The 12,883-nt window shown below is 44.3% G+C and carries 13 protein-coding genes; 12 read left to right on the top strand and 1 reads right to left on the bottom strand.

Translation table 11 applies throughout. From position 1 onward, the window contains the following. Positions 1-183 precede the first annotated feature (183 nt). The 6 genes from HMPREF0083_RS20030 to HMPREF0083_RS20005 all read left to right on the top strand — a co-directional run bounded on the left by HMPREF0083_RS20030 (position 184) and on the right by HMPREF0083_RS20005 (position 6,632). On the top strand, positions 184-1,893 hold the full coding sequence (locus tag HMPREF0083_RS20030; protein ID WP_040304068.1) for a tetratricopeptide repeat protein: 1,710 nt from the start codon (positions 184-186) through the stop codon (positions 1,891-1,893). A gap of 297 nt (positions 1,894-2,190) precedes the next feature. Further along, positions 2,191-3,153 (top strand): thioredoxin-disulfide reductase, encoded by a 963-nt coding sequence (trxB, locus tag HMPREF0083_RS20025; protein ID WP_021623547.1) that lies wholly within the window; start codon positions 2,191-2,193, stop codon positions 3,151-3,153. Positions 3,154-3,499: 346 nt separating this feature from the next. Continuing rightward, positions 3,500-4,378, top strand: a complete 879-nt coding sequence (gene rapZ, locus HMPREF0083_RS20020; RefSeq protein ID WP_021623546.1) for an RNase adapter RapZ — start codon at positions 3,500-3,502, stop codon at positions 4,376-4,378. A gap of 9 nt (positions 4,379-4,387) precedes the next feature. Then, the gene (locus HMPREF0083_RS20015) at positions 4,388-5,353 is read left to right on the top strand and encodes a gluconeogenesis factor YvcK family protein (protein WP_021623545.1); all 966 of its coding nucleotides are present in this window, start codon (positions 4,388-4,390) and stop codon (positions 5,351-5,353) included. 12 nt (positions 5,354-5,365) lie between these two features. Then, positions 5,366-6,307 (top strand): DNA-binding protein WhiA, encoded by a 942-nt coding sequence (whiA, locus tag HMPREF0083_RS20010; RefSeq protein ID WP_021623544.1) that lies wholly within the window; start codon positions 5,366-5,368, stop codon positions 6,305-6,307. A gap of 64 nt (positions 6,308-6,371) precedes the next feature. Beyond that, positions 6,372-6,632, top strand: coding sequence for an HPr family phosphocarrier protein (locus HMPREF0083_RS20005; protein ID WP_040304066.1), 261 nt, complete (start codon positions 6,372-6,374; stop codon positions 6,630-6,632). Between the two features lie 128 nt (positions 6,633-6,760). On the opposite strand, the gene clpP is transcribed toward HMPREF0083_RS20005, so the two are convergent. After that, positions 6,761-7,372, bottom strand: coding sequence for an ATP-dependent Clp endopeptidase proteolytic subunit ClpP (gene clpP / locus HMPREF0083_RS20000; RefSeq protein WP_040304059.1), 612 nt, complete (start codon positions 7,370-7,372; stop codon positions 6,761-6,763). Between the two features lie 338 nt (positions 7,373-7,710). Here clpP and HMPREF0083_RS28290 point away from each other — a divergent pair, with 338 nt between their 5' ends. The 6 genes from HMPREF0083_RS28290 (at position 7,711) to HMPREF0083_RS19970 (ending at position 12,841) form a co-directional block, all read left to right on the top strand. Continuing rightward, complete coding sequence (locus HMPREF0083_RS28290; protein WP_021623540.1) at positions 7,711-7,953, top strand: hypothetical protein; 243 nt, start codon at positions 7,711-7,713, stop codon at positions 7,951-7,953. 28 nt (positions 7,954-7,981) lie between these two features. Then, complete coding sequence (locus tag HMPREF0083_RS19990; protein ID WP_021623539.1) at positions 7,982-8,824, top strand: alpha/beta hydrolase; 843 nt, start codon at positions 7,982-7,984, stop codon at positions 8,822-8,824. A gap of 429 nt (positions 8,825-9,253) precedes the next feature. After that, complete coding sequence (locus HMPREF0083_RS19985) at positions 9,254-9,595, top strand: DUF2325 domain-containing protein (RefSeq protein WP_021623537.1); 342 nt, start codon at positions 9,254-9,256, stop codon at positions 9,593-9,595. A 328-nt stretch (positions 9,596-9,923) separates the two neighbouring features. Beyond that, the gene (rpoN, locus tag HMPREF0083_RS19980) at positions 9,924-11,330 is read left to right on the top strand and encodes an RNA polymerase factor sigma-54 (RefSeq protein ID WP_021623536.1); all 1,407 of its coding nucleotides are present in this window, start codon (positions 9,924-9,926) and stop codon (positions 11,328-11,330) included. A gap of 64 nt (positions 11,331-11,394) precedes the next feature. After that, positions 11,395-11,667, top strand: coding sequence for a glutaredoxin family protein (locus HMPREF0083_RS19975; RefSeq protein WP_040304057.1), 273 nt, complete (start codon positions 11,395-11,397; stop codon positions 11,665-11,667). Between the two features lie 130 nt (positions 11,668-11,797). Next, the gene (locus HMPREF0083_RS19970) at positions 11,798-12,841 is read left to right on the top strand and encodes a sugar-binding transcriptional regulator (protein ID WP_040304055.1); all 1,044 of its coding nucleotides are present in this window, start codon (positions 11,798-11,800) and stop codon (positions 12,839-12,841) included. The last annotated feature ends 42 nt before the right edge of the window (positions 12,842-12,883 follow it).

Genomic DNA, 12,883 nt, shown 5'->3' with positions numbered 1-12,883 from the left:
CAGGGTGTCACTGGTTCGAGTCCAGTATGGCTCATCACTGAAAAAGTCGTTTCGCTAGCGAAACGACTTTTTTTGTATGGATAAGTAAATGGGTTATCGCTCAATCTAAGCGCCTGTCCTGTGGAGAACGCTCTCGCAAGTATGGTATACTTAAACAATAAGGATGATAAATTGGAGGGACATATGGCCAAGCAGCAATACGCCCCAAAAAAGAAAAGCAAAATTGTTCCGATTCACATGGGTGCGGACTTCTACTATGAGCGGGCAATGCGCTATCTTGATAAGCTCAATTTTCAAAAAGCGCTGCGTTATTTACGCAAGGCGGTTGAATTCGAGCCGAACAATCCTGAATATTACTGCAGCATGGCCGGCGTACTGGCTGAACTCGGCAAATATGAAGAATCGAATCGAATTCTCTGGCATGTACTGGAGGAAGTCGACCCTTCGTTAGATGAATGTTATTTTTATTTGGCCAGCAATTATGCCAGCATGATGGAATTCGAGTTGGCTGAGCAATATATTCTTCGGTATTTACGAAACGTTCCAGATTCGTTCTATACCGAAGAAGCTGAGGATTTGCTTGATTATATCGAATTTTATTTGCAGAATACACCGCGGGAAACAGAAAACGAAACAGATGTAGAGATTGTTCTGCAGCATGATCGAGCTCGTCGATTGCTTGAAGAAGGGAAGTTCAATGAAGCATCACGTCTTTTACAGACGATAGTGAAGGAGCATTCCGATTTTATCGCTGCCCGAAACAATCTTGCTCTTTGTTACTATTACATGGGCCGTTTTGAGAAAGCGATGGAAACAGTGCAGCAGGTATTGAAGGAAGAGCCTTCTAATATTCACGGTCTGTGTAATCTGGCCGTTTTTTATTCGCACTTTCGACAGCAGGATGAACTAAATGAATTACTCGTTGCCTTGAAGAAAATTGTTCCTTACCATTTCGACCTTGCCTATAAGCTAGCCACTACTCTCGGTATTCTTGGCGAAGATGAAGCCGCGTATTTCCTTTTCCGTAAAATGATTTCGCAGGCTGGACAAGGTGATTTATATATGCTGCATTACACTGCCGTAGCGGCTTACAATACCCGGAGGTGGGATGCCGCAGAAACATTCTGGCGTAAAGTAGAGCGCCTTGATCCTTCTGAAGATATCGCTCCTTATTATTTGAAGCAGATTGAATTGCAGAGGGAGGGGAGACAAGCGCTTGCTGAAGCTTCCTACCATTACCAGATTCCCTTTCAGGAAAACCTTTCTTTTGAAATCACAGGGAGTTCTGCGAATGAGCTTAATGAAGTCATGCAGAATAATCCGTTGATGCGCTCTTCTCTTCTCTGGGCGCTCCGCTTTGGAGATAAAGAGGTGAAGATGCAGGTAATTCAGGCGTTTGAATATATTGCAGATAAAGAAGTTGAGGAAGCTTTACGCGCTTTTTTGATGAATCCTGCTGAAGACGATCAATTGAAGAAGATGGCTATTTTTACATTGCGTAAGATGGGCGCGCCGGAGCCTTATCAGGCAATAATCGGCAATCAGACACAATTTATTGCCTTTCATTTGAATCCAGAACTTCCGGTTTGGACTGAAAAATGGCAACGAGTAGTAGAATGTCTACATAGCCATATGCAGGAACGCTATGATATTTTGAAGCAGCAAGAAGCGCAGGCACTATGGCTAGACTATCTTAGTAAAGCGTATCCGAATGTTCCTGCAATCCGTAAGCAGGAAGCTTGGGCGGCTTCCCTGGAATATGTGGTGGCTAGGCGCCATAATTTTTCTGTTACACAGGAAGAAGTAGCTTCCCGTTACGGAATATCGGTTGCCTCGCTTGCCCGTAATTATAAACTAATTACGACCGTTTGCCGGCTTTGTAAAGAGAAATGATACATTGGAAAAGCGATATCTGTTTTCTTCTTCAGTAAAAAACAAGATACCCCGGTACAATCCGGGGTATCTTCGTGTATATATGAATGGAGTATAATGATATGGCACTTTCATATATGTTTTTTACTTTGCCATACAATGCAATATTGAAACATCGAATAGGATATAAAGGTAGACAATTTGTTCGTTTCGATTTATCATAAAGACATTAAATCGAAATTCTTCGATGAACTAAATCAAGCAGAGTATAGCCTCTGCTTTTGAGGTAAAGATATAGTATGATTAGGAGGTAGTAAGATGAGCGAGGAAAAAATCTATGATGTAATTATTGCTGGTGCCGGTCCAGCTGGTATGACGGCAGCTGTGTATACATCTCGTGCCAATATGAGCACGCTAATGATCGAGCGAGGAATCCCGGGTGGTCAGATGGCAAACACGGAAGAAATCGAGAATTATCCAGGGTTTGAATCTATTCTTGGCCCAGACTTATCCACCAAAATGTTCGAGCATGCCAAAAAATTTGGAGCCGAGTACCAATATGGCGATATTAAAGAAATTATAGATGGAAATCCGTACAAAACAGTAAAAGTAGGCGATAAGGAATTCAAAGCAAAATCCGTCATTATCACTACTGGAGCTGAGCATCGTGAGTTGGGCGTCCCGGGTGAGAAGGAATTCTCAGGCCGCGGCGTATCCTACTGTGCAGTATGTGATGGTGCATTCTTCAGAGGTAAAGAGCTGGTTGTTGTCGGTGGTGGAGATTCTGCGGTTGAAGAAGGCGTGTTTCTGACCCGTTTTGCTACGAAAGTGACTATTGTGCATCGGCGCGATGAATTGCGTGCACAGAAAATTCTGCAAAAGCGTGCATTTGAAAATGAAAAAGTAGAATTCATCTGGGATACCGAGGTCAAAGAAATCCGTGGGGAAGGTGTCGTAAAATCAGTATTGCTCCACAATAGAAAAACGGGCGAGGACACGGAATTCAAGACGGATGGAGTATTTATCTACGTAGGTATGGATCCGCTCTCTCAAGCAGCGAAAAACCTGGGTATTACAAATGCTGCCGGATATATCGAAACGGATGAGCGCATGGCGACGTGCGTACCTGGCATTTTTGCAGCAGGTGATGTGCGGGAGAAAACGTTGCGTCAGGTTGTAACTGCGACAGGAGATGGAGCAGATGCAGCTCTTTCAGCTCAGCACTATGTGGAAGAACTGAACGAAAAAATCCAGGAAGAAAGCTCCAAGGTTACTCAATAAAGTAAAGCTTCTATCAGCGGGGCTTTCTTCACCCTTCGCTGATGGTTAGTTGCACTTAGCTTGGGCTTAGGGCAGTTATCCTCCACGGAGTGTACGCGAAGTGGGGGATAACGGTCCGTTGAACTAGGATAAAAGGTCATAAACTTTTAATCGCGTTGTAACATTACTGAAATATGAGGGGTGTATAGTAAAGATAATTAATTGACCCCTTTTATAATAGTAACCTTTAACGCAGACAGTACTGTCTGCGTTCTTTTTTTGTATTAGGAAGCGGGATATGCTTTAATAAAGAAAAGAGCCAGTTTGCCGTAAGGGATATCTTTTTGGGTAGGAAGTGAATAAGATAATGGAAAAACAGATGAATGAGATTAACTTGCTGATTATTACCGGCATGTCCGGCGCGGGCAAAACGGTTGCCATTCAAAAACTTGAGGATTTAGGCTTCTTTTGTGTGGATAACCTCCCGCCGGTTCTCATTCCGAAGTTTGCGGAATTGATTGACCAATCCGGGGGACGCATTCAGAAGGTAGCATTGGTCATCGATTTACGCGGTCGAGAATTCTTCGATGCACTGGCCGAATCGCTTGAACGTATTCACGAGATGGAGAATATAACGTATCAAATTATCTTTTTGGATGCCAGTGATCAGACGCTTGTACAGCGTTATAAGGAAACGCGCCGTAATCATCCGCTCGCGCCAAATGGCTTGCCGCTTGATGGTATTCATGCAGAACGCCGCTTGTTGGAAGAACTCAAGGGCCTTGCTAGTCTAATCATTGATACGACGCATTTAAAGCCTGTGTTATTGAAAGAAAAAATAAGCCAGATTTTTAGCCAAATGAATCAGAATCTAACCGTTATCGTTCAGTCATTCGGCTTTAAATTCGGCATTCCAATTGACGCCGATCTTGTATTCGATGTTCGTTTTTTGCCTAATCCGCATTATGTGGAAACATTGCGGCCCAAAACAGGGAAAGAAGCGGAAGTATCCGATTATGTATTCAAATGGGATGTATCGCAGGAGTTTCTTGCCAAACTTGCGGATTTTATTGATTTTACACTTCCTCACTATCAGCAGGAAGGAAAGGCCCAGCTTGTTATCGGTATTGGTTGTACCGGAGGTAAACACCGTTCTGTGGCCATCGCTGAGTATTTAGGTCAGCGTTATCAAGATCAATATAATGTTCGCATAACGCATCGGGATATAGAGAGAGGCCGCTCATAGAGGTGTAGAATGAAAAGAAATATAGAAAAACCCCGTGTGGTGGTAATAGGGGGAGGAACAGGATTGTCTGTTCTGCTTCGCGGCTTGAAAAAACAGCCGATCGACATAACTGCGATTGTGACAGTAGCGGATGATGGGGGAAGTTCCGGACGGTTGCGCTCCGAACTCAGGATGCCACCTCCGGGAGATGTACGCAATGTCTTAATCGCGCTTGCAGATACTGAGCCGTTACTTGAAAGCTTGCTCCAGCACCGATTCGTTAATGGCAACGGGCTAGCCGGGCACTCTATTGGCAACCTGTTGATTGCAGCACTAACGGAGATTAGTGAGGGCGATTTCGTCATGGCAATTGAGCAGCTTAGCAAGGTATTAGCGGTTCGTGGGCGTGTGTTACCAGCGGCGAACCATTCTATTGTACTGCATGCGGAGATGCAGGATGGCACAATCGTTTCCGGAGAATCTATTATCCCTAAGGCAGGTAAGCGAATTAAACGAGTTTTTATTGATAAGGGCGTAGAACCGTTGGCAGAAGCCATTGAAGCGCTTGCAGAAGCGGATGCGATTCTTATCGGACCCGGAAGTCTGTATACAAGCGTACTGCCCAATTTGCTTGTGCCGGGTATTGTGCAGGCGATTAGGGAAAGCAAGGCTGTCAAAGCATATATCTGCAATGTAATGACGCAGCCGGGTGAGACGGACGGGTATACGGCTGAAGATCATATTCAAGCCATTCACGATCATGTAGGCAACTCCCTGTTTCAGTATATCATTGTCAATAGCGGGGAAATTAGTGATGAAGTGCGATCATTATATGCAGAGAAGGGCTCGGAGCCTGTAACGTACTCTATGGAGAAATTGTCCGCAAAAGGATACCATATTATTGCCGATAATTTGTTAGTGTACGATGAATTCTTGCGCCATAATGCTTCTAAACTGAGTAAAATTATTGTAAATGTAATCGGTGCGAAAGAATGAGGTGATGGCGGTATGTCTTTTGCTGCACAAACAAAAAAAGAACTGACTCAATTGGAAGCGCCCGCCTGCTGCGATAAAGCTGAGCTTACGGCACTCATTCGCATGAACGGCTCTTTGCAGTTCGGCGGAAAACGCTTCGTATTGGATGTATCAACAGAAAATGCGGCAATTGCGCGCCGTATTTATTCGCTAGTCAAAGAGATTTTTAAGATTCATGCAGAGCTTCTTGTTCGTAAGAAGATGAGACTAAAGAAGAATAATGTATATCTTGTTCGTATTCCGCAGCAAGCCAGAGAGATTCTTGAGGAGCTTGGCATCATGAGGGAAGGAACGTTTCATTACGGCATTTCTTCTAATATTGTGAAGAATGATTGCTGCAAGCGCGCATATTTGCGCGGAGCGTTTCTTGCGGGCGGATCGGTAAACCATCCAGAAGCATCGAGCTATCACCTGGAGATTTTCTCCTCTCATCAGGAGCATTGCGAAGATTTGGTTAGTCTGGCAAATTGTTTTGGTTTAAACGCCCGAAGTATTGAGCGGAAAAAAGGACATATTATGTATATTAAGGAAGGCGAAAAAATTGCCGAATTCCTGCGGATTATTGAAGCTCACCAGGCGTTGTTCTTCTTTGAAGATGTGCGCATCATAAAGGAAATGAAAAATTCGGCCAATCGCCTTAATAACTGCGACATGGCTAACCTTAATAAAACGGTGGCTGCGGCGATGCAGCAGATTGAAAATATTATGCTCATCGATCGACATCTCGGTCTGTCGAATTTACCGGACAGACTTCGCGAGGTAGCAGAGCTTCGTCTTCAATATCGGGATATGAACCTGGCCGAATTAGGGGAGATGATACCTAGTGGCAAGGTAAGCAAATCCGGTATTAATCATCGTTTGCGAAAAATTAATGAAATCGCGGCGAAATTGCGGGAAAATGAGGCAAAATCATAAGATTAATCCCTATAATCATGTTATAATGAAACAAATTCAGTTTGTAGAGGGTGGGGAAGCATACATGCACGCGCAGGAAAGCGTTGTTGTCAATTTAAGAACTGGTCTGCAAGCGCGGCCGGCTGCTTTTTTCGTCCAGGAAGCGAATCGCTATGCAGCGGATGTATTTATCGAAAGAGATAACAAAAAGGTAAATGCGAAAAGCATCATGGGTGTAATGAGCCTTGCCGTTGGAAGCGGCGTAGAAATTACAATCATAGCCGAAGGCTCTGACGCTGAAGAGGCTGTAAAAAGCCTTGCACAGATGGTACAGCGAGAAGAGTAGAATAAGGAAAAACCAGCAGTCGATTCTGCTGGTTTTTTCATTGCAAATGCGCTATGTTTCGGGCAGCCGTTCCCAAGCTCGTGCATCAGCGGGAGATAAAGAAAGCCCCCGCCAATCATAGGTTGATTTTATAGAACGTCAGGATCCTTTTTACTCAGACTTTCGATTACACGGTCAATAAGGCCGTATTCTTGTGCCTCCTGTGCGCTCATGAAATAATCGCGGTCCGTATCTTTTTCCACACGTTCGAGTGGTTGGCCAGAACGTTCGGCAATGATGCGGTTCAGGGAATCACGCATCTTCAGGATACGAGTGGCAGCGATTTGGATGTCGGATGCCTGCCCCTGTGCGCCGCCGAGTGGCTGATGAATCATAACTTCACTGTTCGGAAGTGCATAGCGTTTTCCGGGCGCGCCGGCTGTCAGGAGGAATGCGCCCATTGAAGCAGCCATACCTACACAAATTGTTGATACATCCGGTTTGATGAACTGCATAGTGTCATAGATGGCCATACCCGAGGTAATCGAACCTCCTGGGCTATTGATGTACAGACTGATGTCTTTATCAGGGTCCTCGGCTGCCAGGAACAAGAGTTGGGCTACTACGCTATTAGCTACCTGATCATTGATACCTGTGCCAAGGAAAATAATGCGGTCCTTTAGAAGACGAGAATAGATATCGTATGCTCTTTCACCGCGATTCGTTTGTTCGATGACTGTGGGAATTAAGTTCACTGATATTTCCTCCTCTCGTAATTGTATCTATATAGTACAACAAAGGTCAAAAAAGGTCAAATAAAAACCTCCGTACTATACTCTCTTCAGTTATATGCTTTTTTCCCATAAATTAATCACGGTAAACGAAGTTTGACCGCATAACATTGCTAAAAAAGTCGTATGTTCTCTTCTGCATATTCTATATTTACAAGCGAAGCCTGCCCTGCAATTGTTCAGTTTGTCGACTTATACGACTTTCCCGGAACCTTTGTCGAAAACGAAGCATAATATAAAAAAGTGTGTAATAATAAACAAAATTCAGCATAACTATGTATTTATCAACGTGAAAGGGGTCATGACTAATGATGCAATATGATGAATATATCGGAAAAATGGTACAATTAAAGTACAGCGATTTGGATGGGGAAATCGTATGCGCCGTAGGGCACATTCTTTATACGTTAAAAAACCGGGCATTTGTATTTCAAACATGCGAGGAAGGGCGGCAATCCATCGTATATAACCGACATGTACTCCACATTCGGGAAGCAGGCGCGCTGCTTGACTATAGCGACCCGGAGATTACCCCGGATCACTTCGCTTAAATTCCAAACCGAACGCGAGGGGATTTTCTTGAAACAATCGTTTTCATTAGTAAGAGAAGAAGGATTGACGATTCGCGGCGATATTTTTATTAAAGACGACACGCAGGAATACAGCCGAAAACCCGTCGTGATTGTTTGCCATGGATTTAAAGGCTTTAAAGATTGGGGCATGTTTCCGCGCATTGGAGAATATTTAGCGGAACAGGGATTTGCCGCTATTACGTTCAACTTCTCTGGCAACGGGGTTGGGGAAGATTTGGAGAACTTTACTGAACTTGAAAGATTCGGTCGTAATACATACCAGCAGGAGCTGGGCGATCTCGATTTTCTTGTGCAGCAGATTAAGCATAGCGGTCTGCCGCTTGCAAATCGTATGGACCCGTATCGCATTGGAATGATGGGCCATAGTAAAGGTGGCGGCGACACCCTTCTATATGCTTCTTCCTATCCAGATGTTCTGCGTGCAGTGGTAACCTGGAACGGTATTGCACATGTAGATATTTTCGGAAGCGATGTACGCAAGCAGGCGGAAGAAGAGGGTACCGGTTATGTAGTAAATGGTCGAACGGGACAGAAGATGCCGATTGAAAAGATTGTTTTTGACGATATAGATGCCAATGCTAGACAGTATGACTTGCTCAATTGTGTAGCACAGATGGATGTCCCTTTGCTTATCGTGCAAGGGCGGGAAGATTTCGCACGGCTTGTTAAAGGTGCAGCAAGCCTAAAAGAACATGCAAAACAGGCTATTCTTTACTGGGTTGACGGAGCAGGCCATACGTTTAATATGGTGCATCCGCATAAGGAGGATACATCAGAATTTCTTGAAGCGCTTGAGATAACAGCTAAATTCTTTCAAGAGCATCTTTGAAATTAGACGGAAGAAGAAGGAGACGGCAGATATGCTGTCTCTTTTTTATATACATCTTCACGCCTGGCTGGGGTAAAAAGTGGCCTTGCGGTCCCGCCTGGCTGGGGCAAAAAGCGGTCCTCTACGCTTCGGGGCGGGAGACGAACCGACGCCCGTTTGGGGCACGGTGTGGTGGCGATCTACTCTGGATTATACTGGATAATCAACACCCTTGATACATCTTATTTGATAAATGGACACATTTTTGTGGCGGGGGGTAAGAAAAGACACGCCCGCCTTTCTTCTGTCGGCTCGCAGGGCGCATCCACTCCTGCTACCCTGTCAAAAGATCAAGTGTAATTTAACACAAATGATATTGATAATCTTTATCAAATAGGATAAGATAAGGACAAGAAAATAAAAGAGCGACACATAAAGGAGGGACAGAGTGTGGCGTACGTAGTGATTGGCGCGGACAGATTGGGAAACATTAACGCGCTGCTGGAAGAAAAACTGGACGGGGAGCTTATTCATGTATCAGGAAGAAAGAAAAAGGATCAAAATTACTCGTTGCCGCAGTTAGTCAAGGGGGTCATCGTGTTTACGGATTACATAAATCACAACCTGGCCAAACGGGTTAAAGCGGACGCTAAGAAACGCAATGTGCCGATTGTGTTCGCAAAACGTTCTGTCAGTCATCTCGAATGCACGCTTGAGCAGATGATGGTCTGTCAGCAAGAAGGATGCGATCGTCCCTGTACCCGCAATCGTTCGTTTCATGCTACTGTATAAAGAGAAGTGCGAAATGCGAGCAGGATATAACAAGTGCAAAAACGTGTAGTCTATCGCACCAACGAAGCTACAGAGCGAGACGGATTGTAAAATAGATAGAGAAGAGCGGAAGCGTATGAAGCTTTCGCTCTTTTTCAATGGATAAGAAGATAATTCATTATGTTATGGAACAGCGAAAGTCCTATATTATGTAGGTAAAAAGAGAGTAAATATGTCCCATATATCATTTTTTGTAATTGGCAGGATATTTGCTAGCGAAATTTGTTGTAAATTGTTATATAATAAAACTAAGAGAAAAAAAGTTTTACAGAAAAGAAGGTGATGCCCGATGCAAATGGGGTTCGGTTTATACCAGCAGCAGACATTGAAGTTAGTCATGACACCTGAATTGCGACAGGCAATAACCATTCTTCAATATTCTGCCGTCGATTTGCTTGATTTTCTCCGTCAGCAAGCTACAGAGAATCCGATTCTTGATTTGTCCGAGAAAACAGCACGAGAGATGTCATCTGTGGATTCGACTATGCAAAAAGAGACGAACAAGCAAAACGATATTGACTGGAAAGATTATATTCGAGCCAATGCTACAGGGGATGAGACGTATTATCAACGTGGGAGCGTACCGGCGCAGGATTACGATCCGTTTAATTTCATCTCTGCAGGAGGAACGACATTAGAGGAACATCTACTGGAGCAGGTGTCCATGCTGAAGAATGTGACGCCACTTGAGAAGCGCATTCTGAACTTCCTTATCGGAAACCTCAATGAAAACGGTTACTTGACAATTACAGAGACGGAAGCGGCAGATATATTAAACACGGATACCCAAAAAATTGAAGAGATGATTTGGCTTTTGCAAGCGCTGGATCCTGTTGGAGTAGGCGCCCGTTCGCTTGCGGAATGTCTTTTGCTTCAGCTAAGAGATGAGCCGGAAGAGCATACGCTGGCGATTGCTATTGTAGAATACCACTTGGAGGATCTGGCGGAGAAACGCTATCAGAAAATCGCTACCTCTTTAGGTGCTACACCACAGGAGGTACAGCAGGCGGCTGACTATTTGCGCACCTTGAACCCGCGCCCGGGTGCTGAGTTCGCGCAGGGAACTCCCCGCTATATTGTGCCGGATGTTACCGTAGAGAAAGTGGAGAATGAATATGTCGTCATGGTGAATGAAGGCAGCATGCCAAATTTAACGATTAATCGTTTTTATCAACAAATGTTGCAGAAGAATGAGGCTGACTCTGCACAACGTTATATTCAAGATAAACTTAATTCCGCGCTCTGGCTCATTCGTAGCATTGAACAGCGCCGGATGACACTATATAAAGTTACGCAAGCAATTGTAGAAGAACAACAAAGCTTTTTCGAGAAGGGGATCACAGGCTTGAAGCCGATGACGCTTCGTGATATTGCCGAGAAGGTGGATTTGCATGAATCTACAATCAGCCGGGCGACCAGCAACAAATACGTACAGACACCGCGCGGATTGTTTGAATTGAAGTATTTCTTTACAACCGGCTTGAACCGGGCTGATGGGGGAGAAGCTTCTTCTGTAGTAACCATTAAAGAGAAGATTAAGGCAATGGTGGACGCGGAGGACAAGAAGAAACCTCTTTCTGATCAGAAGATTACGGATTTACTTGTTAAAGAAGGCATCGAAATCTCCCGTCGTACTGTGGCAAAATATCGGGAAGAATTAAATATTGATTCTTCATCAAAACGGAAGCGCTTTTAATTAGAATAGTGTGTTTTTTGGCGCAAAACACACTTTTATGTTTGAACAAAGAAAGGGAAGGCGTATGGGAATACAACGTAAGCCGTTTCGCATTACGATCTACACAAGAGAAGGATGCGGATTATGCGACAAAGCGAAGGAGAAGGTTGAACGGACGGCAAAAGATTATCCGATTGAAGTGGAAATGGTAGATATTGCACAGGACAAATCTTTAGAGGAAGCATATGGACATCTTATTCCTGTGATTTATATTGATGGGGAGAAGACATTCGTTTCTAAAGTCACAGAGTTGTGGCTACGCCGTGAATTAGAGCTGCGCTCTGATAGGCTTTCTTGAAAAAAGTGAAAAAATTTGATATAGTAAATATCGACAATAAAGTGCCTGTATTAATGCAGGCATTCTTTTATACGATTGATGGGACATAAAATAACTTATAGGGACTTTTTTTGTCCCTAGGAAGGTGAAGATGTTGACTGGCTCAAACTGGACCTCATTACTTCAACGAATGGCTCCTGAGGTTGTTACCATCATCGAAAACCGCTATAAGGTACTGCGTCAAATTCGCTTATTGCAGCCGGTTGGCCGACGTGTGCTTGCAGAAGTAATGCAGAGCACGGAAAGGATTATCCGGCGGGAGGTTGAATTTTTGCGCGAGCAACAGCTTATTGATTCTAACCGTACTGGGATGTTTGTCACACCAGATGGAGAGAATATGATTGAAGCGTTTCATCCGTTTTGGAAAGATGTAGGTGGAATAAGTCTACTGGAAACAGAAGCAGCCAGCCGGCTTTCCGTACGGAAAGTTCTTATTGTACCAGGCGATGCGGATGAGAGCGAATGGACAAAGGATGATATGGCAAGGCAGGCTGCAGGAGAGATGTCTCGCATATTGACCGATAATATGGTGATTGCAGTCGCCGGAGGAAGCTCGGTCGCACGTATGGCTCACTATGTTCAGCCAACGGCGGAAGCAAGTAACATAACGTTAGTTCCGGCACGGGGAGCACTCGGTGAAGAAGTGGATCTTGAATCCAATACAGTCACCGTCCGAATGGCCCGCAATCTGGAGGCTACCTATCGTCTATTGCATTTACCCGATATTTTAGAGGAAGAAACACTGCGCAATATTCAGCGAGATCCCGGGATTTCCGGGGTGCTGGATTTGATTCAGCAAGCCAGGGTGCTTGTACATGGAATCGGCGAAGCAGAAGAAATGTCGTATAGGCGTGGTTTGAGTGAGGACATTGTCCACATACTAAAGGAGAAAAACGCTGTCTCTGAGGTTTTCGGTTATTACTTCAACGATCTTGGCGAGATGGTCTACCGCATGAATACGGTAGGTATGCAGATGGAACATGTTCATACACTTGATACAATACTTGCGATTGCTGGTGGTAAGAGTAAGGCAAGAGCGATTTTGTCTTATATTCGAAATCGTGAAAATTATGTACTGGTCACCGATGAGGCTGCCGTGCGAGAGATGTTTGCTTTATTGGAAAGTAGAGAATAAGCGTTGCTTTTACGGAACGCTTTGTAAATATAAAGAGGAGGA

It is taken from the genome of Aneurinibacillus aneurinilyticus ATCC 12856 (assembly GCF_000466385.1).
Classification (GTDB): Bacteria; Bacillota; Bacilli; order Aneurinibacillales; family Aneurinibacillaceae; genus Aneurinibacillus; species Aneurinibacillus aneurinilyticus.
The sequence above is the reverse complement of the archived record's forward strand: the minus strand, read 5'-3'. Positions and strand labels throughout refer to the sequence as shown.

Bases quoted from the DNA above. Each gene is read 5' to 3' on its own strand.
- HMPREF0083_RS28290 (WP_021623540.1), top strand. From the start codon at position 7,711: ATGATGCAATATGATGAATATATCGGAAAAATGGTACAATTAAAGTAC.
- rapZ (WP_021623546.1), top strand. From the start codon at position 3,500: ATGGAAAAACAGATGAATGAGATTAACTTGCTGATTATTACCGGCATG.
- rpoN (WP_021623536.1), top strand. From the start codon at position 9,924: ATGCAAATGGGGTTCGGTTTATACCAGCAGCAGACATTGAAGTTAGTC.
- HMPREF0083_RS19975 (WP_040304057.1), top strand. From the start codon at position 11,395: ATGGGAATACAACGTAAGCCGTTTCGCATTACGATCTACACAAGAGAA.
- whiA (WP_021623544.1), top strand. From the start codon at position 5,366: ATGTCTTTTGCTGCACAAACAAAAAAAGAACTGACTCAATTGGAAGCG.
- trxB (WP_021623547.1), top strand. From the start codon at position 2,191: ATGAGCGAGGAAAAAATCTATGATGTAATTATTGCTGGTGCCGGTCCA.
- HMPREF0083_RS20005 (WP_040304066.1), top strand. From the start codon at position 6,372: ATGCACGCGCAGGAAAGCGTTGTTGTCAATTTAAGAACTGGTCTGCAA.
- HMPREF0083_RS19970 (WP_040304055.1), top strand. From the start codon at position 11,798: ATGTTGACTGGCTCAAACTGGACCTCATTACTTCAACGAATGGCTCCT.
- HMPREF0083_RS20015 (WP_021623545.1), top strand. From the start codon at position 4,388: ATGAAAAGAAATATAGAAAAACCCCGTGTGGTGGTAATAGGGGGAGGA.
- HMPREF0083_RS20030 (WP_040304068.1), top strand. From the start codon at position 184: ATGGCCAAGCAGCAATACGCCCCAAAAAAGAAAAGCAAAATTGTTCCG.